The 24,380-nt window shown below is 43.7% G+C and carries 20 protein-coding genes; 4 read left to right on the top strand and 16 right to left on the bottom strand.

Annotated features, from left to right (window positions below):
• Positions 1–36: 36 nt before the first annotated feature.
• From ACFWMP_RS02800 to ACFWMP_RS02820, 5 genes are all read right to left on the bottom strand, one after another.
• Complete coding sequence (locus ACFWMP_RS02800) at positions 37–333, bottom strand: Fpa/YlaN family protein (protein WP_042126833.1); 297 nt, start codon at positions 331–333, stop codon at positions 37–39.
• Positions 334–545: 212 nt separating this feature from the next.
• Complete coding sequence (locus tag ACFWMP_RS02805; RefSeq protein WP_042126831.1) at positions 546–791, bottom strand: HPr family phosphocarrier protein; 246 nt, start codon at positions 789–791, stop codon at positions 546–548.
• Between the two features lie 106 nt (positions 792–897).
• Positions 898–2,013 (bottom strand): aminopeptidase, encoded by a 1,116-nt coding sequence (locus tag ACFWMP_RS02810; RefSeq protein ID WP_379421858.1) that lies wholly within the window; start codon positions 2,011–2,013, stop codon positions 898–900.
• Positions 2,014–2,108: 95 nt separating this feature from the next.
• Positions 2,109–2,861: a hypothetical protein gene (locus ACFWMP_RS02815; protein WP_379421860.1), complete on the bottom strand. Its 753-nt coding sequence runs from the start codon at positions 2,859–2,861 to the stop codon at positions 2,109–2,111.
• Between the two features lie 247 nt (positions 2,862–3,108).
• Entirely contained in the window at positions 3,109–5,103 is a 1,995-nt protein-coding gene (locus ACFWMP_RS02820; protein ID WP_379421862.1) for a sensor domain-containing diguanylate cyclase, read from the bottom strand.
• 399 nt (positions 5,104–5,502) lie between these two features.
• On the opposite strand from ACFWMP_RS02820, the gene rpsD reads away from it, so the two are divergent.
• Entirely contained in the window at positions 5,503–6,102 is a 600-nt protein-coding gene (rpsD, locus tag ACFWMP_RS02825; protein WP_042187338.1) for a 30S ribosomal protein S4, read from the top strand.
• Positions 6,103–6,247: 145 nt separating this feature from the next.
• On the top strand, positions 6,248–9,160 hold the full coding sequence (locus ACFWMP_RS02830) for a transglycosylase domain-containing protein (RefSeq protein ID WP_379421864.1): 2,913 nt from the start codon (positions 6,248–6,250) through the stop codon (positions 9,158–9,160).
• An 83-nt stretch (positions 9,161–9,243) separates the two neighbouring features.
• Here ACFWMP_RS02830 and acsA read toward each other — a convergent pair whose 3' ends face one another.
• Entirely contained in the window at positions 9,244–10,968 is a 1,725-nt protein-coding gene (gene acsA, locus ACFWMP_RS02835) for an acetate--CoA ligase (protein WP_076282936.1), read from the bottom strand.
• A 160-nt stretch (positions 10,969–11,128) separates the two neighbouring features.
• Here acsA and ACFWMP_RS02840 point away from each other — a divergent pair, with 160 nt between their 5' ends.
• Complete coding sequence (locus ACFWMP_RS02840) at positions 11,129–11,761, top strand: GNAT family N-acetyltransferase (RefSeq protein WP_076282937.1); 633 nt, start codon at positions 11,129–11,131, stop codon at positions 11,759–11,761.
• Between the two features lie 7 nt (positions 11,762–11,768).
• Here ACFWMP_RS02840 and ACFWMP_RS02845 read toward each other — a convergent pair whose 3' ends face one another.
• The 3 genes from ACFWMP_RS02845 to ACFWMP_RS02855 all read right to left on the bottom strand — a co-directional run bounded on the left by ACFWMP_RS02845 (position 11,769) and on the right by ACFWMP_RS02855 (position 14,281).
• Positions 11,769–12,464: a 5'-methylthioadenosine/adenosylhomocysteine nucleosidase gene (locus tag ACFWMP_RS02845; protein ID WP_081951093.1), complete on the bottom strand. Its 696-nt coding sequence runs from the start codon at positions 12,462–12,464 to the stop codon at positions 11,769–11,771.
• 89 nt (positions 12,465–12,553) lie between these two features.
• The gene (gene ccpA, locus ACFWMP_RS02850; protein ID WP_042187330.1) at positions 12,554–13,564 is read right to left on the bottom strand and encodes a catabolite control protein A; all 1,011 of its coding nucleotides are present in this window, start codon (positions 13,562–13,564) and stop codon (positions 12,554–12,556) included.
• A gap of 264 nt (positions 13,565–13,828) precedes the next feature.
• Entirely contained in the window at positions 13,829–14,281 is a 453-nt protein-coding gene (locus tag ACFWMP_RS02855; RefSeq protein ID WP_379421868.1) for a hypothetical protein, read from the bottom strand.
• Between the two features lie 206 nt (positions 14,282–14,487).
• Between ACFWMP_RS02855 and ACFWMP_RS02860 the strand changes: the two genes are divergently transcribed.
• Positions 14,488–15,012 (top strand): type 1 glutamine amidotransferase domain-containing protein, encoded by a 525-nt coding sequence (locus tag ACFWMP_RS02860; protein ID WP_042126813.1) that lies wholly within the window; start codon positions 14,488–14,490, stop codon positions 15,010–15,012.
• A gap of 99 nt (positions 15,013–15,111) precedes the next feature.
• On the opposite strand, the gene ACFWMP_RS02865 is transcribed toward ACFWMP_RS02860, so the two are convergent.
• From ACFWMP_RS02865 to aroA, 7 genes are all read right to left on the bottom strand, one after another.
• A complete protein-coding gene (locus tag ACFWMP_RS02865; RefSeq protein ID WP_379421870.1) occupies positions 15,112–16,539 on the bottom strand; it encodes a hypothetical protein in 1,428 nt (475 codons plus the stop codon).
• Entirely contained in the window at positions 16,532–17,062 is a 531-nt protein-coding gene (locus ACFWMP_RS02870) for a sigma-70 family RNA polymerase sigma factor (RefSeq protein WP_339247387.1), read from the bottom strand. Before ACFWMP_RS02870 ends, ACFWMP_RS02865 begins: the two co-directional genes overlap by 8 nt.
• 174 nt (positions 17,063–17,236) lie before the next feature.
• Positions 17,237–19,006, bottom strand: a complete 1,770-nt coding sequence (ptsP, locus tag ACFWMP_RS02875; protein WP_379421872.1) for a phosphoenolpyruvate--protein phosphotransferase — start codon at positions 19,004–19,006, stop codon at positions 17,237–17,239.
• Positions 19,003–20,889, bottom strand: a complete 1,887-nt coding sequence (locus tag ACFWMP_RS02880; protein WP_339247384.1) for a glucose PTS transporter subunit IIA — start codon at positions 20,887–20,889, stop codon at positions 19,003–19,005. The genes ptsP and ACFWMP_RS02880 overlap by 4 nt, the downstream gene beginning before the upstream one ends.
• Positions 20,890–21,411: 522 nt before the next feature.
• Positions 21,412–22,080, bottom strand: coding sequence for a hypothetical protein (locus tag ACFWMP_RS02885; RefSeq protein ID WP_339247382.1), 669 nt, complete (start codon positions 22,078–22,080; stop codon positions 21,412–21,414).
• A 406-nt stretch (positions 22,081–22,486) separates the two neighbouring features.
• Positions 22,487–22,921 (bottom strand): CoA-binding protein, encoded by a 435-nt coding sequence (locus ACFWMP_RS02890; RefSeq protein ID WP_076299469.1) that lies wholly within the window; start codon positions 22,919–22,921, stop codon positions 22,487–22,489.
• A gap of 75 nt (positions 22,922–22,996) precedes the next feature.
• Positions 22,997–24,289, bottom strand: a complete 1,293-nt coding sequence (gene aroA / locus ACFWMP_RS02895; protein ID WP_379421875.1) for a 3-phosphoshikimate 1-carboxyvinyltransferase — start codon at positions 24,287–24,289, stop codon at positions 22,997–22,999.
• Positions 24,290–24,380: the final 91 nt, after the last annotated feature.

The raw sequence follows: 24,380 nt of genomic DNA on the forward strand, positions 1-24,380 counted from the left end.
CTCATGTGCGTTTCTATGAATACTATAAATCAAAACTTATTCTTCTTTTGCTTTGTTATTCAATGCCTCATAGAGTACTGCTAAATTCCGCTCCAGCTTACTCAGCACCATTTTACCGGTAATCTCTGGCACCAAACCTGCTCTAACCGCAAAATCGACCTCTCTTGAGAAACCGTACATTTGGGTATCGAGCACTTCCTCATAGAGAGGGCAGTAGCGTGTTGCCAGATTTTCCATCTGCACTTCAATAAGTTGCTGAATTTTATCGGCATCTTCTTGTAGAAGATTGATCGCTTTAAGATTAAACTGTTCCTGTAATTCCGACGAAGTCATGCCTCTTCCCCCCCATGTCCAAAAGTTAAGCTGCTTTTACTATTTTACTTAATATTAGTCGAAATCGGATATCAATACAACAATTCTGTTTATACTAACCATTTATTTGAAAGAAGCAGCTATGTTGTTTATAAGGGCTGGCATTAATTCCTCATCTATTTCTAGAAAAAACGCCCCACCGTAAATCGGTAGGACGTCTTTACATACAACTATTACTCAGCTACAACTGTAAAGTTCAAACCGTGTTTAGCAAAAACTTCACTCATTGCCTTCTTAGCTTCTTCTGCATCTGTTCCGTGAACATGAAGCTCGTAGCTTTGGCTTGATACCAAAGTCGTGAACAAACCAAGGATACTCTTAACATCAATGTACTTGTTGTCCGCTTGAAGAACGATTGAAGAGTTGAACTGACCTGCCGTTTGAGCAATATCAACGATTGCCGCATTGTTACTGGACATAGAAATCCCTCCGCAACTTGATTATGAAACATAAGTCATTTGTAATCATTTCTTATGATACCTTGAATCCGCTTACTTGTGCAAGGTGTTTTCTTACTTTTACAGCTTATTTCAAGTTTTCAGGATTCAGACCTTCCAGTTCTGGTAACACGAAGATTCCATCCTTACGGATTAATACATCGTCAAAATATATCTCCCCGCCGCCATAGTCTGGACGTTGGATTAATACAAGATCCCAGTGAATGGAGGACCGGTTTCCGTTATCTGTAACATCATATGCTTGTCCTGGTGTAAAGTGCAGGCTGCCTGCAATTTTCTCATCGAACAGAATGTCATTCATTGGGTGCAAAATGTAAGGGTTAAAGCCTATGGCAAATTCTCCAATGTGACGTGCGCCGTCATCTGAATTCAGGATTTCATTCAAGCGAGCGGAGTCATTGCTTGTTGCTTCAACAATTTTACCGTTCTCGAATTTGAATTTGATATTTTCAAAAGTCACTCCGTTATAAACGGATGGTGCATTATAGCTGATCGTTCCATTTACAGAATCACGAACAGGAGCGCTGTAAACCTCGCCATCCGGAATATTCTTTTGTCCAGAGCATTTCTCTGCACCGATTCCTTTGATGGAGAACTTAAGATCTGTTCCAGGACCTGAAATATGTACCTTATCTGTTCTGCGCATGAGATCAGCCAATGCATCCTGAGCCTTGTCCATTTTGGCGTAATCCAAATTACACACTTCGAAATAAAAGTCCTCAAATGCTTCTGTACTAATATTTGCAAGCTGAGCCATACTCGCATTGGGATAACGTAATACTACCCACTTCGTATGCTTCACGCGTTGTTCACTATGCACTGGATGGGAATACAAAGAATTATACAATTTCATATTTTCTTCTGGAACATCGGACAGGTCATTTACATTCTCACCTGCACGGATGCCGATATAGCAATCCATTTGCTTCATCCGGTTCAAGTCAATTTCAGCCCATGTCTGAAGACTCTCACGTGTTGCATATTTAAGCATGCTGCGTAGGACTGTACGATCTGTCAACTGAACAAAAGCATGACCGCCAGCTTTACCGATTTCCTCAACAACAGCTTTGATTAAATCTCTTTCATTGCCAATCATTTCTACAAGCACGTTCTCGCCTGGCCGAACATCTACGGAATAACCTACAAGATTTGCCGCCAGCTTTTGAATTCTGGGATCTTTCATTGTGTACTCTTCCTTCCTCTGTCTGAAAAATAAGCATGCTGTTCTATTGTAGCACGCCCTTTATGGAGCGCAAGACCTGCATAACCATGTAAAGATTAACGGTAACCTGTGAAATCCACCTTAGATACGTAAGTTTCATTTTCAGATTTATTCATCTTTTCACCGGAATAGCTTACTTTTCGATTCAAGGTAAGCCTTCTGGGAAGATTATGCTTCTTATCAACCGTTAGGTGGTAGACCGTTTCTATATTTGCCTGTTTCAGCTTTTGCTGTAGCTCATTATTTTTCTTCTGCCACAGCTTCTCCAAAGCTTTCGTCACTGCCTGATCAGCCTCTGTGTTGTTCTCAGCAGATTCGGGGACTTTAGGACGAAGGTTCTGCATCTCTTTCTCCAATTCAGCTGACAGCTGCTTTCTAGCCTCTGAAGGCGTCAATTCGATTCGTAGCACACTTGTCCCTCTGCCAGCTCCAGCCTCTTCGGTTACACTCGTCTCCATGGACTCAAGCTCCTCAAGTTGCTTTAGCGGATTTAGCGCAGGTAATGGATTTCCCTCCTCCGAGGAATTTTCAGTAGTCTGAAGTTCCCATCTGCCCTCTTTTTTCTCTAACTGACTGTAATAAGGTTTCAGAGCATATGCGCTACTCTTTAAGTCTTTAACGCCATCAGCTGCTGTTTTTTTGGTCATAGATTTATCTGGAAGAAGCGTGTACAGCTTGACCTTTTTATGATCCTCCACTGTGCCTCCGTAGAACAATAAGGATTCAGGAACCGTTGTTCCCCCTCGGTTCAGCATATTCGCCCCTTCAAAAACAACCTCATCACTTCCAGCCATCCCTGCCAACGCCAAACTTAAATCCTCCTTCGCAGGTTTGTCTCTTATGACGCTACATCCGCTACATAACAGGCAATACAGTGTCAGAACTAGAGGGACTCCTCCCTTAAGTAATAATAGCTTTCTCACGGACCTCAGGCCTTTCTCGGAGTATTTTGCTTAAGTACAACCCACTTATAGGGTTCTCCCTTCCTGCAAGCCTTATACCGCAATTAGAGCCAGAATAACTGTGCATATAAAAAAAGAACCCATGAGGCTTACCTCACGGATTCTTAATATTGCTATCATTTTCTTTGGTATCAAAAACAACTTGGTTCCGGCCGTTATTCTTAGCTTTATACAGCGCCATATCCGCTCGATAAAATAATGACTCAACACTTACTCGATCGTCCATCCAGCTCCATTCCGCTATTCCGCAGGATACCGTTACACTAGGTTCAGTTTCTTCCATAACGCGTTTGCGTATACGCTCAGCTACATAACCCGCCTGCTGCATTCCCATTAACGGTAAATAAACGGAGAGTTCCTCCCCACCCCACCTCGCAGCAATGTCGCCTTGACGGATGGAAGATTTCACAATTTCACTAACCTCTTTTAGAATCTTATCGCCTTTTTGATGACCATAGGTATCATTCACGATTTTGAACTGATCAATATCCACAACAATTAAACAACCGCAGAAGTCCGTAGACTGTCTTTCTTTTATCTCTTCGTCCAAATAATGACGAGCATAGAGACCTGTTAGGCTATCTCTATTCGCAAGACGTCTGACTTCAGCATGTAGCCTGGCGTTACCTACTGCTAGACCAATATGTCCCGCCATCGCCTGCAATAGCCTGTAGTTGTCATAGGAAAAATAATGAGAATCTCGATGTGCCAGCATAATCGCACCTCGCACTTCTCCACCTACACTAAGAGGTGTGGCAATCAACGACTGCGAACCGGTAGCATTCATTAGTCGGGAAGTTGTCTTAGGATTATCTATGTAGTCAGACATGATCAGTGACTCACCTGTGGAATACACCTTTCCACCTAAACCTGCCCCTACTTCTAATACTTCATTCTGCAATGACGGATGGTTGCAGGCAATAACTTCTAGGCCACCCTTTTCCTCATTCATATGTAAGATACAGCAGTAATCTGCACCAAACATTTCAAGTAGCTCTTCAAACGCAAATTGAAAAATATCGCCTAAACGCAAGCTTTGATTCAAACGCTGGGTAAGCTCATTACTCATGCGAAGCTCACGGATTAGCTGATTGGAGCGCTCATAAAGCTTGGCGTTCTCAAAAGCAGTCCCTGCCGTATCGGCTACCATTGTGAGAAACCGTAAATCAACGTCAGGGAAGATTGGATTATCCATCACCATATGGAATACCCCATAAACCCCCTGCTTACCACCTAACGGAAGCCCTATTTCTACATTTCGGTGATTTTCATCACTAGTGTGCAGCGCAACACGTCCATCCTTAAACGCCCTGGCACAGACATCATCACTGGACATGTGGAAAGGTAACGGTTTGACCTGAGGATTAGTGCTGCGATGATCTTGTGACATATACAGGTCGAGTCTGGCTCCAGGATACATCGCAGAAATGCTATCAATGACTTCCGAAAGTACAGCATCTACATCAATATTGTCATGCATCCGCTGGACAATCTGAAATAACAATGAACGACGATTGCTTTCACGTTCTGCATGAATATGGGTACTTGCAAGATCAGCTACAAATATATGTTCAAATTTATGATAAAAACAGGTGCGGTAATGCAGCGACATAGCTTCTGCAGTATCTCGTCCACCCATTTCATATTGTTGCGTAGGCATAGAACAGCCCAAAAATGCAAAAATTTTATTGTCGACGCGAGTGAATAGCGGTATGGTAAAAAAACTCAGATCCTTACCTTCTACGGTTAACGGAACGGCAGAGATTGTTTCTGAAATCAAGCTAGAAGCCGCCGCCTGTTCCCACTGCTGCCTCCATAGTTCTTGTTGATCCATACTATTGTTTAAATATTTACCTTCAAAATTCAGCACACACCATTCCCATGATTTAGAGAATGGAAGGACATTGAGCCCACCAAACCATTCATTGAAACTGTCTGCAATCAAATTTGCTAGATAAGGGAAGTCATGCGTTACTATTTCCGTTTCCCTAAGCCAGGCGGTGGGATCTTCGGAATCTCTACTAGCGTGTAAGTTGTCCTGTAACAGCATACGGCTGTCTTTATGGACGTATGCTTTCTGCTCTGACATAACGAAGATCCCCTTTGCATCTTGATTAAGAAAACTATCTTCACTAGTAACAACTAATTAACTATATTTTACTCCCTTTCTTTGTGCATTGCATTATATTTTCATCATTTCCGGGACTTTTTTTTAGGACCAAAGAACTATCGACAAAGATTGACAAAAACTCTTTTAATAAGCGCTTGACTTTATATACTCTATTCATATAATATTTATTGTTGAACAAGACTGTAACAAGTCTTACTTGGGCGTAACGTTGTGTCACCCTCACGCATTTCGTTACTGCCAGGGCAGCGGCTGAACTTCCCTGGCAGTGTGGAAGCCATTAATGCTAATCACGGATACGAAATGCGGCGCAAATAGGCCCTACCCTGAAATTTCAATTATAAAGGAGTCTACTATAACATGGCACGTTACACCGGACCTAAATTCAAACTCAGCCGCCGTCTGGGAATTTCCCTTAGCGGTACAGGAAAAGACTTGAAACGCCCTTTTCCACCAGGACAACACGGAGCTAACCAACGCAGAAAAGTAAGTAACTACGGAATGCAGCTTTTGGAAAAACAAAAACTGCGTCACATGTATGGTTTGGGAGAGAAACAATTCAAAACTCTCTTCACTAAAGCACAAAAGCTTCCAGGTCTTGCGGGCGAAAACTTCATGTTCTTGCTTGAAAGCCGCTTGGACAACCTAGTTTACCGTCTTGGATTTGCTAACTCCCGTGCTGGTGCACGTCAGTTGGTATCCCACGGACACGTAACTGTTAACGGCAAAAAAGTCGACATCGCTTCTTACCGTGTAAGCTTGGGCGACGTTATCGGTCTTCGCGAAAGAAGCCAAAGCATGGCTTCCATCAAAGAAGCTCTTGCTAACCGTTCCCACCTTCCAGCTTACCTGGAATCTGCTGAAGGATCTTTCGAAGGTAAATACATTCGTTTGCCAGAACGTTCCGAGCTTTCCCAGGATATCGATGAGAAACAAATCGTCGAGTTCTACAACCGTTAATATCTCGCTTATAGCGAGTATGACCAAAGCCTCCGGATTTATCCGGAGGCTTTTTGTTATTCTAATAGGTAATGAACACTCCGACTGCATTCAAAATCGCCAATTTGTGCTATAATAATTCCGTTAAAAGGAGGAATTATCGTCGATGGTTCAAGAGAACAAGAAAAAAAACGTAAAGAAGCCTTCACCCCGCAGATCTGGGCTTAGCAGGTTCGGTTCTGTAGTTAAGTGGATGTTTATTCTTGGCATAATAGGCATTCTGTTCGTCGGTGGTGCAGCAGCAGGATATGTCACTTCCATGGTGAAAGATGAACCTGTTCGCTCTGAGGAAATGATTCAACAGCAAGTCGGACAAAATGCGATCACCGGATTCGCATACTTCCGTGATGGCGCACCGATCGGCCAGCTTCGTACAGAAGAAGATCGAAGGCTCATTCAATACAACGACATCCCCCAGATTATTATTGATGCAGTTCTCGCTATAGAGGACAATAATTTCAATGAGCATAATGGCGTGGATTTCAAAGGCACCTTACGTGCCGTCAAACAAAAGATATTAAATGAATCCGTTCAGACCGGAGGCAGTACACTTACTCAACAGCTCGCAAGACGTGTATTCCTCAATCTGGATCGAACAGAAGATCGTAAAGCAAAAGAAATTCTACTTTCACTTAGACTAGAGCGCTTCTTGACCAAGCAAGAGATTTTAACGGCTTATCTGAACAAGGTTCCGTTCGGTAATGGCTCGAATGGCTATAACGTATTTGGGATTAAAGCTGCATCCAAAGGTATATTCGGTCTGGATGATCTAGACAAGTTGAATATTGCCCAAGCGGCGTATTTGGCCGGTCTTCCACAGCTCCCATCCGCTTATTCAGCATTCAATGGCGTTGGAGAATTCAACGCAAAGGCGTTCAATAGAGCTATGGATCGTCAACAGCTTGTACTTCGTCGTATGCTAGAGGAGAACAAGATCACTACCTCCCAATATGATGAAGCACTCAAGTTTGATATTAAAAGCTCTCTCGCTCCTCACACTAAGAAAGCCTATGCTACATATCCATACCTAATGATGGAGACGGAGCGTAAAGCATCTGAGATTCTTTTGTCACTAAATGAAAAGAATAACAGTACAGCTGAAACCAATAGCTCTAGTGATAATGCCGTACTTCTTGAGGAAGCAAGACAACAGTTAATGACCGGCGGTTACCGAGTCTATACCACGATTGATAAGAAAGTATACAGTGCAATGCACAGTATTTCCGAAGATAGTAGTAATTTCACCAAGGACAGCAAAACAAAAGGTGTTGAACAGACGGCTGGCATTTTGATCAACAACAAGACCGGAGCCATTCTCGGTATGATTGAGGGCCGCGATTTTAATATCGAGCAAATGAACTACGCAACCCAAATGGTCCGGCAACCCGGCTCAACGATGAAGCCGATTTCAGCATACTTACCTGCCTTAGATGCAGGACTGATTCAACCTGCTGGAATCTTAGATGATGCTCCAATCATTTTGAAGGATGGCGGGAAAGGCTTCCATATCCCTAAAAATGCTAACAATCGCTATCAGGGTTTAGTTACGGCTCGCTATGCACTTAATAAATCCCTCAACCTACCGGCGCTTAAACTATTTAACGAGAAGGTCGGAATAGAGGATGCTTGGGCCTTTACTAAAAAGCTAGGGATCACTACACTCACCGAAGATGATTACAGAGCGCAGACTGGGGTTATAGGTGGTCTTCGATACGGTACATCCGTTGAGGAATTAACCAATGCCTATTCCGCCATTGGCAATAAGGGAGCATTTAATGATGCTTATATGATTGAGAAGATTGTGGATTCAGAAGGCAAGATCGTTTATCAGCACAAGGTTAACCCTGAACAAGTATTCTCTGAGCAAACTGCTTATCTAATGACCGATATGCTGCGTACAGTAATCACAGAAGGTACTGCAAGCACAGTAAGAAGAGATTATAAACACTTTAAAGACGTTCCTATTGTAGGTAAGACTGGCTCTACTCAGAACTATGGAGATGTCTGGTTCATGGGCTACACCCCTGATGTCACACTTGGCATGTGGGTTGGTTATAAGGAACAAATTAATACCCTTACAGGAGATACACAAAAACGACAAGCACAGACCTTATGGGCTAAAGTCATGAATGCTGTTATTGATAAGCAGCCAGACTTGTTCGTTACAGACAAATTCACACAACCTGAAGGAATTACCAAAAAGACAGTTTCCGCGTACAGCGGTAAGCTGCCAACGGCTCTAACTGATAAATTCACAACGGATCTTTTCAATACGAAATATGTACCTAAAGAGAGCGACGATGGGATTTCCAAAGCCAAGTATATTACTTACAATGGCGTCAACTATATCCCACTCGAAGGTACACCGGAGGATTTCCTGAAAGAAAAAATCGTCGTTAAACGTGAAAAGCCGATCCAGGAATTAGTTAAGGAGCTCTTGGCAGCCTTCCCTAAGATGAAGGAGCATAAATCGCTGGAGTATTATATGCCAGCCGATGCTAAGACAGATTTCCCTACTGAAGTCGATCCACGTGTGGACGATGGTGCTTCCCCTTCTGCTCCTGGGAATGTTAGTGTCTCATATAGCACTGGAAAAGCTGTGATCAGCTTCTCCCCAAGCGGCTCTCCAGATGTAGTAGGGTACCGCTTATACCGTTCTTTAAACGGCGGGTCTTTCCAGAAGCAAGCTGTAATTATGGCTGACGAGAGCAAGGTATTCTCGCCAGGAACGCCTGCGAGTGCCAATGCAACATTCTATGTCAGTGCTGTTGATGTCGCAGGTAATGAGACAGCTTCTGGCAGCGTTGCTGGAGGCACTACACCAACTCCGGAAGCAACACCAACTCCAGATCAGCAACCGGAGACAACGCCTCCTACAGGCTCTGAGAGTACACCAGGAGAGGATATCGAGATTCCTGGAACCATTCTACCTACGCCTACTTCAACGCCATCTGGCGAAGGTAGCAGTAACGGAAACAGTAATAGTAGTACAGCCGGCAATACGACTGGAAACCATTAACCGGTAGTCCGAAGAATAACTTCACACAACAAAACACCGTTCCCTTGAATTCATTAGGGAACGGTGTTTTTTTATGATCCATTCTAATCTTCTATCGTTGATAAATCGCCAGTTGGGAGATGAAGCTCCCAAGCCTTTAATACACGCCGCATGATTTTACCTGATCGTGTCTTAGGAAGTTTATCCTTAAATTCGATCTCTCTCGGCGCAGCATGCGCAGACAGTCCGGCTTTAACAAATGCCGCGATCTCCTCTTTGAGAGCAGCTGTAGGAGTATAGCCTTCTCTCAGCGAAATGAAAGCCTTGATAATTTCCCCACGCACCAGGTCTGGTTTACCAATTACACCCGCTTCTGCCACAGCAGGATGCTCTACCAATTTACTCTCCACTTCAAAAGGTCCTATACGCTCACCAGAAGAGTTGATAACGTCGTCAATCCGTCCTTGAAACCAGAAATATCCATCATCATCCATATAAGCAGAATCACCAGAAATGTACCAACCAGGAATGCGGAAATACTCCTCATACTTCGCCTTATTGTTCCAGATCGAATTCATCATGGATGGCCAAGGCGTCCGTATTGCAAGATTCCCCATTGAGAATGGTGGGAGAACATTGCCTCGATCATCTAAAATCGCTGCTTCAATGCCTGGCAACGGACGGCCCATAGAACCTGGTTTGATATCCATTCCAGGATAATTACAGATCAGTTGCGCTCCCGTCTCTGTCATCCACCAGGTATCATGAATGCGCTGGTTGTAGAACTTATCTCCCCATCGCACGACTTCAGGATTTAACGGCTCTCCAACAGACAGGACATGGCGCAGGCTGCTCAAATCAATTCCCTGAATTGAACTCTCTCCTGCCCCCATCAACATACGAAATGCTGTAGGTGCACTGTACCAAATACTAACCTTATTTCGTTCAATCGTCTTATACCAATCCTGAGGACTAAAGCGTCCCCCTCTCACGACATTCGTTACCCCATTTAACCAGGGAGAAAATATTCCGTAAGATGTTCCTGTCACCCAGCCTGGATCAGCTGTACACCAGTAAATATCATCTGGACGTAGATCCAGCACCACTCTACCTGTATAATAATGTTGAATCATTGCTCTTTGCACATGATAAACGCCCTTAGGTTTTCCTGTAGAACCAGATGTATAATGCATGATAAGGCCATCGTCCAGGTCAAGCCATTCCAATTCGAGCTCAGAAGACGCGTTATCCATCTCCTCAGTGAAACCTAAGTTACCTTGCTCGATATCAGTGGTACCGCCTACTAGAAAAATATGACGCAAATTCGGAAGCTCATCACGCTTCACACGATGAAGTAGTTCAGGTGTAGTAACCAAAGCAACCGCACCACTATCTTCCAGCCGGTCCTTAACTGCTGTCTCCATAAAGGCTTCGAACAGAGGGCCCGCTATTGCCCCAATCTTCAGGATACCTAGTAAACTAAAATATAGTTCCGGTTGACGAGGCATAAAAATAAATACCCGATCTCCCTTACCGATACCATATTTACGCAATACATTTCCGAACCGATTCGACCGTTCCTGCAGATCGGCAAATGTATAGGATTCATCCCGCACCGCATCACTGTAGAGCAGGGCCGTTGCCGCTCCCCGTCCTTCTTGAACGTGGCGATCCACTGCTTCATGTGCCATATTAACCTTTCCAGTGTCATACCATGAGAAGTTACGTTCAACATCCTCCCACTTAAAATTGGCTACTGCCTGGGTGTAATCAGACATATTGGAGCTCTGCACACGGCCAGGCAAAATTTCGCTATGGACTTGACCCATCACTCTTGCCTCCCTCACTCGTTTGATTTAAGCTTTAAGGGTAAGACTCTTCTCTTAGATAATGATGTCAATGCAATGAATGTGAATTTTTTATGTCTGAATTAGTATAACATAGCAAACGTTTACATTCCATATTTTATCATCCGAAAGGAGCACGGCTATGGAGCATCGTAAAATTCCTGTTTCCCATACGCTTTCATATAAAGGTAGAACAATAACAATAAGTGGCCCCCGATCTCCAGAGGACCTTAAAGCCCTCCACATGCATCATGATCTTGATGCCTTCCGCAAGCCGATTGAACAGCAAGAAGCTCTCATAGAGATTGCTAGCTTGCCAGAAGGACGTATAATTACAGCTGTAGAGGATGGCACTATAATAGGCTATGTAACCTTTCATTATCCGGATGAAATGGAGCTTTGGTCACAGGGTGGAATGATGGATCTAATTGAGCTTGGAGCTATTGAGGTGAGTAATGATTATAGGGGAGCCGGACTAGGCCGGCTGCTGATTTCCACTGCTTTTGAGCAAGAGCAATTGGAGAATTGTATCGTCTTTACAACAGAGTATTATTGGCACTGGGATTTAAAAGGGAGTGGGCTTGATGTGTGGGCTTATCGTCAAATGATGGAGCGGCTAATGAAAACTGTAAATATGGTTTGGTATGCTACGGATGATCCTGAAATCTGTTCACATCCAGCAAACTGCCTAATGGTTCGTATTGGACAAGAGGTACCTATGTCCTCACAGGAGACTTTCGACAGGGTACGCTTTAGACAGCGCTTCATGTACTAAACGAGTATTAAAGATGCTGCAGCATATATTCTAATATAGAATGTGAGCGCCCTGAGGCTTCCACCGTGAACTCCTTAAAACTCACATTTGCTGACCCGTCAGACTTATCAGACATCGAACGAATAATAACAAAGGGAGTGGCGTTCATCACACACACTTGTGCAACCGCCGCCCCTTCCATCTCCACGCACGCTCCGTCCAATTCCTCTCTTAATTTGGCTACAATCTTCGCATTAGAAATGAATTGATCACCTGAAAGTACTTTGCCGACCAAGTACTTTTGGCCTAACTCGTTACACGCCCTCTCAGCAAGGAGTACCAATGAAGGGTCTGCCTGAAAGACAGAATTATCCTGATAAGGTATTTCACCTTTTGAAAAGCCAAGTGCTGTAGCATCCATATCATGCTGAACACAAGTAGATGATATTACAATATCTCCAATATTCAATTCAGGGTGCACAGCCCCAGCAACCCCAGTAAACAACACACGAGACACACCAAAGGAATCAATTAGAATTTGTGTCGTAACTGCTGCATTTACTTTACCTACCCCAGATTTACAGAGCACTACAGACTTTCCTAATATATTTCCTATGTAATAATGAATTCCTGCCTTGACCTTCGTCTCCTTATTCTCCATCCTTTCTAGTAATAGCTTAATCTCTTCATCCATCGCACCAATTAATCCGATTATTTCAGGCAAAGATAACGCCTCCTCCGATGATTTACTCTGTAAAAAACATAAAAAGCTCCAAAAGGAGCTTTTTACGGAAATACTGTTTAGTTCTTAAATTACTTATTCAGATGATTAACAGACAGGCGGAGAATCGTTTCATGAGGCAAGATAACCCGCGGATTCTCAACCGTCTCTTTCTTCATGAGTTTCGTCAAAAGTCTCATTGCTACCGCACCTAGGTCATACATAGGCTGGGCTACAGTTGTCAACAATGGACGAACCATCGAAGCCATACGGATATTATCCACACTAATAATGGAGAAGTCATCCGGTACCTTCAGGCCTTCATCCTGAATACTGTGAATTGCACCAATAGCCATCTCGTCGGTTGCGGCAAAAATAGCGGTTGGCTTCTTCTTGAGTCCAAGGAAATACTTCATGGCTTCGACACCAGATTCATAGCGGTAGTTACCGATACGTACCAAGTCTTCTTGATACTCGATTCCAGCCTGTTCAAGTGCCTTCTTATAACCATGGAAACGTGCATATCCATTCGCAGGATCCTGGAGTGTACCACTGATCATTGCGATTTCTCGGTGACCGTGACGAATCAAAGTATTCACTGCATCAAAAGCAGCGGTTTCATGATCGATGTCAACGGAAGGATAAGTTCCCTTCTCATCCCGTGTAGCACATAGGACAATCGGAACTGCAGAAGTCTGGAAAGCTTGAATATGTTCTTCGGTTACCGTACCACCCATGAAGAGCAGACCATCGACCTGTTTCTCCAAAAGAGTATTGATGACACGGATTTCCTTTTCTTTACGCTTATCCGCGTTACACAATATAATATTGTAATGATACATGTTCGCGATATCTTCAATCCCGCGTGCAATTTCTGCAAAAATCGAGTTTGAAATATCAGGGATGACAACCCCAACGGTTGTCGTTTTCTTACTGGCAAGTCCTCTCGCCACGGCATTGGGACGATATCCCAAACGCTCAATCGCTTCAAAAACTTTCTTCCGGGTCTGCGGTTTCACGTTAGGGTTATTGTTCACAACCCGTGATACCGTAGCCATAGATACGCCTGCTTCTCGAGCTACATCGTAAATGGTTACCGTCAAATTACTCTCTCCATTGCGATAAATTTTATCGTTCGACTAATTAAAAATATGATACGACACTTTGTACAATTGTGCAATGATAACGCTTCATTTTCCTTTCAAAATTTCTTTCAAGGCTGAAGACGTAACCCCTAATTACAATTTTTGACTAGTGTAGGTTTCCCTATTCACGAGCACAATAATGTAACTTCTATCTATCGTAACAAAAAGTGAGTGAAAAATCCAACATTCCGTGAAAGTTTTTCATTATTTTCACAGAATGTTTTAATAATTTGCGTTTTTAGTCGTTTGGAACGTTAATTGAGACAGTCTTCGACTAGTTTCTTCCATCCAATTCTGGTCTTTAAGCCCCTCAGCTAGTCGGTATAGATCAAGTAACATATCCACTCTAACCTGAATTGTCTTTCGGATAGCCAACTCTAATTCTTGAAATCCTCCGACAACAACCTCTGTCAAAGCTTCTTTTAGGACACTAGCTAATTCATTTCTTTGAGTAAACGAAAAATCTTGTCTTGGCACATCCGCGTTCAATTCTTTCACTAGCTTTCCTAGATCTGCTTTAATAAACGACAAGGGCTCATAACTAGTACATTTCGGACAAGTATAGACAGGGACATGTGTAATCTTCACCCTCGTATTAAAAATCAATGAATGCATATGTAAGTTCATGAGGCCACCGCAGCTGCACAACTTCTCCATTAAGTTATCTGTATACATCTTCTACACCTCTTGCAAGAAATGAATTAAGTACAAAGTATGACTTTTCAATTTCTATATTCGACCTCCCTCGATTAAAACCCTCCTTAATTGCATATAATGATTAAATTGGAAATTTGTCTATAATTTACAATCCTTCAGATGACTTCGTATTTTAAATTTGATAGAATATGAAGGATCATGTGATACGAAAGGAGCTTAACAAAATGAGACTAGCTGGAAAAAAGGTCATAGCACTCGTAGACGATGAATTTGAAGATTTGGAACTCTGGTATCCCGTGTACCGAGTTAGAGAAGAAGGCGCTGAGGTTCACTTGGCAGGTTTGGAAAAAGATAAAACATACATCGGCAAATATGGTGTGCCTGCAAAAGCGGAGTACTCCTGGGACGATCTTAATGCCGCAGATTATGACGGGATTTTAGTTCCTGGCGGCTGGGCTCCTGATAAAATCCGTAGATACAGTGCCGTACTAAAACTAGTACAGGATTTCAATGCAGCTAAGAAACCTATTGGGCAGATCTGCCACGCAGGCTGGGTATTAATTTCCGCTAAAATTCTGGAAGGTGTAACCGTCACCTCCACACCCGGCATCCGTGATGATATGGAGAATGCCGGAGCGATATGGAAAGATGAAGCTGTGGTTACGGATGGACATATTATTTCTGCTCGTCGCCCGCCAGATCTGCCGCCCTATGGCAAAGCTTTTTGTGATGCGTTAGCTGGGGAGTAGGGTACTGTACAAATATATTGGTTAAAAAATAAACAAGCCCTGTTTCTCACTTTTTGAGGAACAGGGCTTGTGATTTGATTCGCTCTACATCAGATTTCATTACTTAATCCGAAGGGAAGCCTTCTCCTTGAATAAGGTTGGATAAGAATTAAATTTGAAAGTCAAGGGTTGGGGGAGCTTTTCCTTCCCTACGTTAAAGAAAAAGGTTACTGTAGTTCCCCTGCTATCTTCATTAAACTCTTTATATCCTGAGTAGCCATCTTTAACCCATCCTAACCAATGCCCACTACCAGTGCTATCCACAAAATTATCGTCCAGTGCAAAACCGCTATCAGCAAACGCCTCCATATCATCTTTAGGAATAAAGTAATCCAAAACCAGAATTCCCTGCTCTTCGTTCTCCATCCGCTTTGAAATCGTTAGATTGTTATCCGGTGCCTTTAGAATCTGCTGTGTTTCCGTGTCAATCACGAGCTCGACCTTTGATTGATCTAGAGCGGAGATTCCTTCAACTTCTAGTTTGATTGGTTCAGCAGGTCTCATATTGTCATTGTTGAAAATATAAGTTTTCAAGCCCCCTACTACTGAAGAAGCACCACTTACCCTCATTAACTCCTCTTGATGCTCCCCTTTCCCGATAACCAGCTTAGGTGAAATTATATTAAAAATCCTCATTTTATTCTCTTTGTCAAAGGTTTCCCGCATGTAAATACCCGTAGGTCCAATATAGATATTGTCCATTTTGATTTTCTGTCCACCAATAGACAGACTATCCTTCAGATCAACAATCTCTCCCTTAAAATAGTTGTTATCGTCTTCCAGCGGAATTTTAACACTTAGCTTTTTAATATCCATGCTCGAGCTAGAAGGGTCCTTGGATTCTGGATATAGAGATAATGTAATATTCAACTCATCTGTCAGATCATCTCGATATTTATCCCAGACGATTTGTTCTAACATGCGGGTCGTCCCAGGTGAACCTGCCTCTTGTGCATTAGAATTGCTAAACCCGCTATATCCGGTGAGGTCGTAATTATTCTTTTGATTTTTTTTCAATGACAGGCCTATCATTTGCATCTTCTGATCTGTATTATTCTGGATTGTATAAAGCACAGCAATACCTCTATGATCTGCCATGATTCCGTTAACCGTCCACTGTATCCCATCCATCTCAGGAGAGGAGATATTTACCTCCTTCAGTATACCTGCATCAAGTGCTGATTTAATCGTCAGATTATCAGCAACAATGGGTCTAAACACTTCAAGCTGACCCCAGCTTTTTGGTGGTAACTGCGCACGAACAGGATTGGCCATCTGATGTGCCCAAGGTACAATAATTAATAAAGCGATGGCTAGGACCGCCAACGCAACAACAGCGTATCTTTTTCTAAAAGAGAATCTTTTGTGGCTACCTTGCTGCATCCCCTTGCGAATCGCGGCATCCAGCTTAACATCCGGGATCTCCTCAGCCTCGACATCAATTCTCTGAAAATAATCGTTAAGCAGCTTTTCTTCAGACTCAGCCATAAAATAGATCCCCCTTCCGTTTCATTCTGTCACGCAGCTGTTTCAGACCTTTATTGAGCCATGTCTTCACGGTGCCCTCCGGTTTATCCAGTACCTCTGCAATTTCTGCAAGGGTCATATCCTTGTAATATTTGAGTACAAGCACCTGGCGATACTTCGGCTTTACCCCTTCCAACGCCTGTTCCATGTCTAATCTGCGGTCGCTTTTCATTTCCATGATCCCTACATCACTTCGAGCAGCTTCTGTGACAGCGTTCCTCTTTCTGCGCTTCAACTCATCGTTACAGCAATTGATCAGAATACGTGTTAGCCATGGAGCAAATCTCTCGGAGTCTTTTAAGCTTTTACGTTTAATCCATGCACGGCAGGTTGCCTCCTGTAGAACTTCCAACGAATCCGCTTCGTTTCGTAAATAGCTATAAGCAATGCTGTATAGCTTTCTTTTCTGTTCAGCTACCAGCTCATAAAATATGTCTTCATCCGTAGCGGCTATTTCCATTTCGTCATTAATAATGTGTTCCATGCTTGTTTTGTCCTCCCCCCTTGCTTTCACGCATAAATCATTCCTGTGCAACTCGCTCTATGTATAGACTGCGCCGAAGCGCAAACGGTTTTGTTTTTTTATAAAATACAAAAGAAAAAGGCCCGGCAAGAATGCCGAACCTTGATGTGGACTTGATGATGTAGCGCTTGATAACTATGAAGAAGCTTTCTCCTTTGTTTCCACGCTCGTTCCAAGCGTAATACCGCTTTTCTGAGCATAAGCACTTAGGATTTCTTCCGTCTCCGAGCTTGTACGATGATGGAAGCAAGCTTTAGCAACCCTTGTAGCATCTATAGCCAGTGTATTTAGGGTACGGTGTTTAACCTTCAGCAGTGCCTGTGGCGACATGCTAAGATCACTAATCCCTAACTCCAGCCAAAGTGGTAAAGAACGCTCATCTGCCGCCATTTCACCACATACACTTATATCTATTTTTGCATTACGGGCTGCTTCTACAGTCATACGGATCATTCGCAGAACCGCTGGATGATATGGATGATACATATGCGCAATTTGTTCATTCATACGATCTACGGCTAGTACATATTGCACCAAATCGTTCGTACCGATACTGAAAAAGTCAACTTCCTCAGCAAGTAAATCCGCAATCATAACCGCAGCTGGAACTTCAATCATAATACCGACTGGAATATTCCGATTAAACGGTATACCCCGTAGCTCCAGTTCAGCCTTCACTTCTTCCAATACTGCTTTTGCCGCCTGTACTTCTTCCACGGAAGATATCATAGGGAACATTAGCTTTAAATTCCCGTATGCGCTCGCCCGCAAAATGGCGGTTAGCTGAGTTTTGAACATATCTTGTCGATTCAAGCTGATTCGAATGGCACGATAGCCAAGGAACGGATTCTGTTCTTCTGGTAGCTGGAAGTAATCCAGATGCTTGTCCCCGCCTATATCCAGCGAACGGATCACAACCATATTGCTGCCTACCTTCTCGACAACCTGTTTGTACACTTCAAATTGTTCATCCTCAGTTGGAAAAGAACTGCGATCCATGTAAAGAAACTCTGTACGGAATAGACCTACACCCTCGGCTCCATACTTGAGCGCTAAATTCAGTTCTTTGACTGAGCTGATATTACCGGCCAATCGCAGGTTAACGCCATCTTTAGTGACGGCATCGACTGTAGCAAGCAATTCCAGTTGTTCTTTCTTTTTATGCTGCTTATTCCGAAGAGAAACATATTCATTGATCGTTACCTCATCAGGATGAATTTGCACAGATCCCGTGTCTCCATCTATCACGAGCATGTCTCCGGTCTGAATAGGGTTAGACAAATTATTCTCCAAACCTGCCACGAGCGGAATGCCCAGTGCACGAGCCATAATGGAAGAATGTGAGGTTTTACCGCCCATCATAGTAACAATACCTAGAACATAAGTTGGGTTCAAGTGAGCTAACTGGGAAGGAGATAACTCCTTCGCAACGAGAATATACGGCTGTGTATCCGATGGCAGCGTGACCTCAGGAGCACCTAAAAGATGCTTTAACAGACGGTTACCGACATCCTTGATATCCACCGCCCGCTCCTTCATGTATTCATCATCTAGCAGATCAAACATCGCTACAAAATGATCAATCGCTTCCTTAACAGCCACTTCCGCCGCCTTATACTGGCGTTCAATAATCCCCCGGATTTCGCTCATGAACACCGGATCATCCAAAATAGCCAGATGAGCATCAAAAATGCTGGACTCCTCCGGACCGACTACTTCTCTGAATTCTTTTTTGATGAATTCAATCTCGTCCTTAGAGGTACGGATACCTTCGTATAAACGCTCAAACTCCTTAGCTAGATCCACTGGGTTCACTTGTGTGTCTGGTAAGCTCCACTCCCAGTTCGGTAAGACAAAGGCCTTCCCGATAGCTACACCTGCTGCTGCGCCTATGCCTTGTATCATCCTTCTATCCCTCCAACGTTACTTTCATGTAAGACTACGGACATTACTGAAGATTGCCCCTTTTTAACATTTTTAAATGGAGCATAGCTCCATGATTTTACTCGATCAGGATTCGTAATCACCATTGGTGTAGCGAGTGAAGCTGCATGCTCACGCAAATAAGCGAGGTCGAATTTAACAAGCAATTGACCTGGTTCCACGCTGTCGCCTTCTTTTACAACCGCCTCAAATGGCCCTTTAAGCTGCGAAGTGTCGATCCCTATATGCATAAGTACCTCCAGCCCTTCCGGCGTAGCAATACCAACGGCATGCATTGTAGGATAGACGTGCATAACCTTCCCGAATACAGGCGAAGTCAGCTCCCCTTTTTCCGGCAAAAATGCAACTCCATCACCCACCAGCTTCGCTGCAAAGATGTGATCCGGCACTTCCTCAATGGGCATCATTCTACCCTGCATCGGAGAACTGAACAATACCTGAGGCAAATCACGAAGCATTAGCTTATTAATCTCCTCGCGGATCAACTCTGAATACGTACCAAATACTACCTGGACATTCCCGCCACCGAGCTTGATAATCCCAGCAGAGCCAAGACCTTTGAGCGCCCCGGTATCAATATATCGATCATTATGGACGGTAAGCCTCAAACGAGTGATACAGGATTGTACTTGTACGATATTCTCCTTACCACCAAGCGCCTCCAAGATCAATGGTGCCTGATAAGGGATGTTTCCTGCCCAATCACCGAGTTCCGAACCTTCTTCACGCCCTGGTGTCGGGATCTGAAAACGGCGAATCGCCCAGCGGAACAAGTTATAATATACAATCCCATAAGCTATACCGATCGGAATTAACAACCAAGCCCTCTGGGACAGATGCATATTCAAAAAGAAATCAATAGCCCCTGCGGAATAGGAGAACCCATGATGAATCCCCAACATGTAGGTAATCACCATAGCAAGACCGGACATTACTGTATGTACCGCAAATAAGTAGGGAGAAGCAAACAAAAACGCAAATTCAATCTGCTCCGAAACCCCGGTTAGAAAACAGACCAGAGCCGCCCGCACAAAAGTCTTTTTAATCTTAGGCTTCAAGTCCTCGCGCGCTTCCTGAATAATTGCAAAAGCAATGGCTGGCAGTGCGAACATCATAATCGGAAACAAACCTGCCATAAAAATCCCCGCCGTAGGATCGCCTGCAAAAAAACGTGGCAAATCCCCCTGAACGACAGTGCTACCATCAGGAGTTGTAAAGTTACCAAACTGAAACCAAAACACATTGTTGAGAATATGGTGAAGACCGAAGGCTGTTAGTACTCTATATAGCACTCCATAAATAAAAACGCCAAAGCCGCCTGTCTGCAATATCCCTTGAAAAAGATCATCCAGTCCTCTTTGCAGCAGTGGAGAGATCCCTAACATCACCCATGCAAAGCCAGCCGAAAACAATCCCATGAACAGCAAAACAAAACGTGAACCTCCAAAAAACTGTATCGCCTCTGGAAGCTTGATATTTTTGAACCGGTTTTGAGCGATACCGGCAACTATACCCAGCAAAATTCCGATAAGTGTTGCAGGTTGTACAAGCCCGTCTCCCATATGGGTAACAATCCGGTCGTAAGTGAACATTCCAGCCAGTGCTGCAAGACCCGCCGTTCCAGCTTGATTGGATAATCCCCATGCTACACCCACAGCGAACAAATAAGGCATAAAATAAAAGATTCCCTGCCCAGCGTATGTAGCCACTTCGGATACCGAAGAAAGTCCCCATGCAGACCAAGGTAAGCTGCCCAAACTAAGCAAAATGGCTGCCGCCGGCAGTACCATGGTAGGAAGCATTATGGCTCTGCCCAATTGCTGCAATGATCCGAGCCAATTCAAGGCTACCCTCTCCTTTCTTTCTATATTGAATGGTAAGCGCTGCGGGGGTTTTTGTCAAAATAAACTGAAGGAAAAGATCAGGTTATATTTAAAACAAATAAACACTCACTCCACAATAAAATCACCTAGAAACACCATTCTCTGGGCTCAGGATTCCAAAGCACTAAAGCAAACAATGCTAAAGTTGTTTAAAACCGATAAAAAGTTACTCCGAATGAATGTGCGTCTCTAATAATGCTTCAAGTGAATGAGTAATATTTATTGAATGAAGTTTTGTATGCCGACTGAGTCTCTTTCTTTTTGCTGCCGATGATTATAAAAAAGTTAATTGTACTTTGTGCAACTATTTATATCCTAGAAACACTGAAAACCATATAAGTGTACTTTGTGCAATTATTTTTAATAATCCCACCCTTTTCCTTATCTTTGGTGTGTAATAAGTGTACAAAGTACAACTAAACCACAATAGAATAGAGATATTTCCGATATAGTTGTATATATAGTGCAATTATTCTCCCACTCCTACCATATTTGATCTGGTCGCATAGCTTTCACTTCGTATTGTCGAACCCGTTCTCCCGTAATTACAGGCTTTATTAGTCCCTTCTCACTCAACGAGTGCAACAATCTTCGCGCCGTTCGAAAGTTAATGCTGAAATGAGTGGTCACATCCTTTGGACGGATCGCCCTACCCAGTCGCCAAGCCAACCGCAGAACCTCCTTCTCCTCAGACAAAATATCCACGCCTGCAGATTTGCGCGCCAAATGAGGTGCCAGCACCAATTGCAAAAGCATCCGGCACACCTCGGGGCGGTGCTGAAGATCATCAACAGAAAAATGAATCATTTTCCACCCCATTCCGGTCAGAAAAGTGTCCCGATTAACTGCGTAGTTGAATCTCTCGCGGTCCATGTCCTTCACATGACTTTGAAACCCGTCGCACTCAATCCCGAGACTGCCGCCGCTCTGCGGAAGAAAAGCGAAGTCCAGAAACTGAGATTTACGGTTCCAGTCGTACACTTCGTATTCTGGATGCAAATCATCAAGGCTCTCAAACAATGGCCACCATACATTCTGCAAGAACAACTTCTCCGCATAATTATGGCCTCTAACCAGCCTCCCCCTTCTTTCTCCTGATCTTTCAGTCAAGTGCTTGTTAATGAACATACCATGTGCTTCTTCAAATTCCATTGTGGTATCCTCCCTATAAAAATAAAAGAACGCCCTTCACCGCAAATCATGCGGATAAAGGACGTTCTTCGTCTAACTTCAGTATAACAAGCTCAGTTAGTGATTTGCATTAGAAATTGCACAGTCTGTACAGCGAATCGTAATCAAACGATGCTATTGATCTTGGCTGTTCTTCAACATTAAATTTGCAACTACTTCAGCGTCAAAAAATTTAGTTCGCTGGTTTGTTAGTTTGTTCTTTTGTCTGTCGGCTCGCCGGTTCATTGTTCTCTCGGTTGGTTCGTTTGTCGGCTCGTAAGCTCGTCAGTTCATCGTTTGCCCGTTCGTCGGTTCGTTCGAAATCCCTTGATACACGCTCTGATCATCATTTTTTCAATAGTCAGATAAAGTGTTGCACTACCGAACCTTATGCCCGAGTACGCCCATGCATCGTGATCGCTTCTTCGACCTTGATACAACGGTCCATAATCGCCGTCATACCGTGCTCAGCGGCGATTTCAGCAGCTTCCTGGCTGATTATACCCTGCTGGAGCCAAAGCACACGTGCGCCGATTTCAGCGGCCTCCTGTGCGACCTTTGCGCAGTATTCGCTTCGGCGAAACACATTAACAATGTCCACCGGCTCTGGAATTTCCGCTAACGTATGATAGCACTTTTCTCCCAGTATTTCACCATCAACCAATGGGTTTACAGGAATGATCCGATATCCCCGACTTTGCATAGCACCCGCGACCATATAGGAGGTACGGTCTGTTTTGTCAGACAGGCCAACTACTGCAATATTACCTGCAGAAGCAAGGATATCTCCGATCTGTTCCCGACTTGGATTCTCAAAGCTCATACACAGTGCCCCTTTCCATAGTTACACTTTATGATCCTTAATTAACTGAAGCTAAATTCGCTAGCTCCCTTACTTCTATTGTACCCACTCCACATTCGCACCAAGCGCACGCAGGTGATCAAAGTATTGCGGATACGACTTAGCGACATGGTGAGCATCCTTGATCAATAGTGGTTTACGCGCTCGTAAACCTACTACTGACAGCGCCATAATTACACGGTGGTCGTAATGCGCGTTAATGGTCACACCACCTTCGACGCCTTCAGGCATGCCGTGAACGATAATTTCATCGCGGCGTTCCTCAACATTGGCTCCTGCACGAGTCAATTCTGCCAAGTAATCAGTTATACGATCACATTCCTTATACCGAAGGTTCTCAACGTTATAGAATCGTGAAGTGCCTTCAGCAAATACTGCAGCAGCTACCATAGCCAGCACTGCATCGGTTGCAGCATCTCCGTCGAATTCAACGGCTTTTAGAACGCCGTTCCCTTGTACGTGAACTGTTCCTTCTTTATGAGTAAGCGGTACTTCCATCATACGCAACACATCAACAATGGCTCTTTCTCCCTGCTTACTCTGTTCCATAAGTCGATGTACCTTAACATCTGACTTTGTCACAGCAGCAGCTGCTAGAATAGCCGCAGAGCCAGGATAGTCACCTTGAACGGTATACGTTTTTGCCGCATAGGCTTGACGACCCGGCACTTTAAAGGACATATAATCATCCGCCGCATGAACCACAATTCCTGCCTGCTCCAACACTTCTAGTGTCTGACCTACGACAACCTTTGATTTCAAATCATCAAGGACAATAATTTCACTATCTTCTTCAAGCAATGGTGTCAAGAATAATAGAGCACTTAGGAACTGGGAGCTGACAGCACCCGAAACTGTAATTCTACCCCCAACAGGTTTGCCACCGCAGATCGTGATCGGCAACTTACCTTCATTATGCTCTACCTTCACACCAAGCTGTTCAAGAGACACGATCAGGTCGTCATGTGGACGTTTGCCCAATGAGTCAGGATACGTGTTTACGAATGTAACTTCAGGGCTCAGCGCAGCAACAGCCATTAGAAAACGTAGTACTGCTCCAGCATTCCCCACATTAAGTTCCTTAACATCCTTAGGTTTCCGACCAAAGCCTTGAATCACAATCTTCTCATCATCTTCTGTGAGTACAGCTCCCAAATCTGCAATACAACGACGGATGGCATCGCTATCTTCACTATGTGCCGGATGATAAATCGTACTTACGCCTTCTGACAATGCGGCAACCAGCAAATAACGAGTGGTATAGTTTTTGGAAGAGAGGGCCCCAAATTCTCCTTGCAGGGATGGCGTTGGCCTAACAATAACGTCCATAATATAAACTCTCCTTAGTAGATATAGTTGTATGTAGTGCTCGTTTGACAGGGTATTCCATGCTTGTGTTATCATTAAACCATTCTTCTGA

This window comes from Paenibacillus sp. NPDC058367 (assembly GCF_042723305.1).
In the GTDB taxonomy this organism is placed as follows: domain Bacteria; phylum Bacillota; class Bacilli; order Paenibacillales; family Paenibacillaceae; genus Paenibacillus_AQ.

Bases quoted from the DNA above. Each gene is read 5' to 3' on its own strand.
- ACFWMP_RS02890 (WP_076299469.1), bottom strand. From the start codon at position 22,921: ATGAGCTTTGAGAATCCAAGTCGGGAACAGATCGGAGATATCCTTGCT.
- ACFWMP_RS02800 (WP_042126833.1), bottom strand. From the start codon at position 333: ATGACTTCGTCGGAATTACAGGAACAGTTTAATCTTAAAGCGATCAAT.
- ACFWMP_RS02860 (WP_042126813.1), top strand. From the start codon at position 14,488: ATGAGACTAGCTGGAAAAAAGGTCATAGCACTCGTAGACGATGAATTT.
- ptsP (WP_379421872.1), bottom strand. From the start codon at position 19,006: ATGATACAAGGCATAGGCGCAGCAGCAGGTGTAGCTATCGGGAAGGCC.
- aroA (WP_379421875.1), bottom strand. From the start codon at position 24,289: ATGGACGTTATTGTTAGGCCAACGCCATCCCTGCAAGGAGAATTTGGG.
- ACFWMP_RS02870 (WP_339247387.1), bottom strand. From the start codon at position 17,062: ATGGAACACATTATTAATGACGAAATGGAAATAGCCGCTACGGATGAA.
- ACFWMP_RS02830 (WP_379421864.1), top strand. From the start codon at position 6,248: ATGGTTCAAGAGAACAAGAAAAAAAACGTAAAGAAGCCTTCACCCCGC.
- ACFWMP_RS02820 (WP_379421862.1), bottom strand. From the start codon at position 5,103: ATGTCAGAGCAGAAAGCATACGTCCATAAAGACAGCCGTATGCTGTTA.
- rpsD (WP_042187338.1), top strand. From the start codon at position 5,503: ATGGCACGTTACACCGGACCTAAATTCAAACTCAGCCGCCGTCTGGGA.
- acsA (WP_076282936.1), bottom strand. From the start codon at position 10,968: ATGGGTCAAGTCCATAGCGAAATTTTGCCTGGCCGTGTGCAGAGCTCC.
- ACFWMP_RS02840 (WP_076282937.1), top strand. From the start codon at position 11,129: ATGGAGCATCGTAAAATTCCTGTTTCCCATACGCTTTCATATAAAGGT.
- ACFWMP_RS02810 (WP_379421858.1), bottom strand. From the start codon at position 2,013: ATGAAAGATCCCAGAATTCAAAAGCTGGCGGCAAATCTTGTAGGTTAT.
- ACFWMP_RS02805 (WP_042126831.1), bottom strand. From the start codon at position 791: ATGTCCAGTAACAATGCGGCAATCGTTGATATTGCTCAAACGGCAGGT.
- ACFWMP_RS02855 (WP_379421868.1), bottom strand. From the start codon at position 14,281: ATGTATACAGATAACTTAATGGAGAAGTTGTGCAGCTGCGGTGGCCTC.
- ACFWMP_RS02885 (WP_339247382.1), bottom strand. From the start codon at position 22,080: ATGGAATTTGAAGAAGCACATGGTATGTTCATTAACAAGCACTTGACT.
- ACFWMP_RS02865 (WP_379421870.1), bottom strand. From the start codon at position 16,539: ATGGCTGAGTCTGAAGAAAAGCTGCTTAACGATTATTTTCAGAGAATT.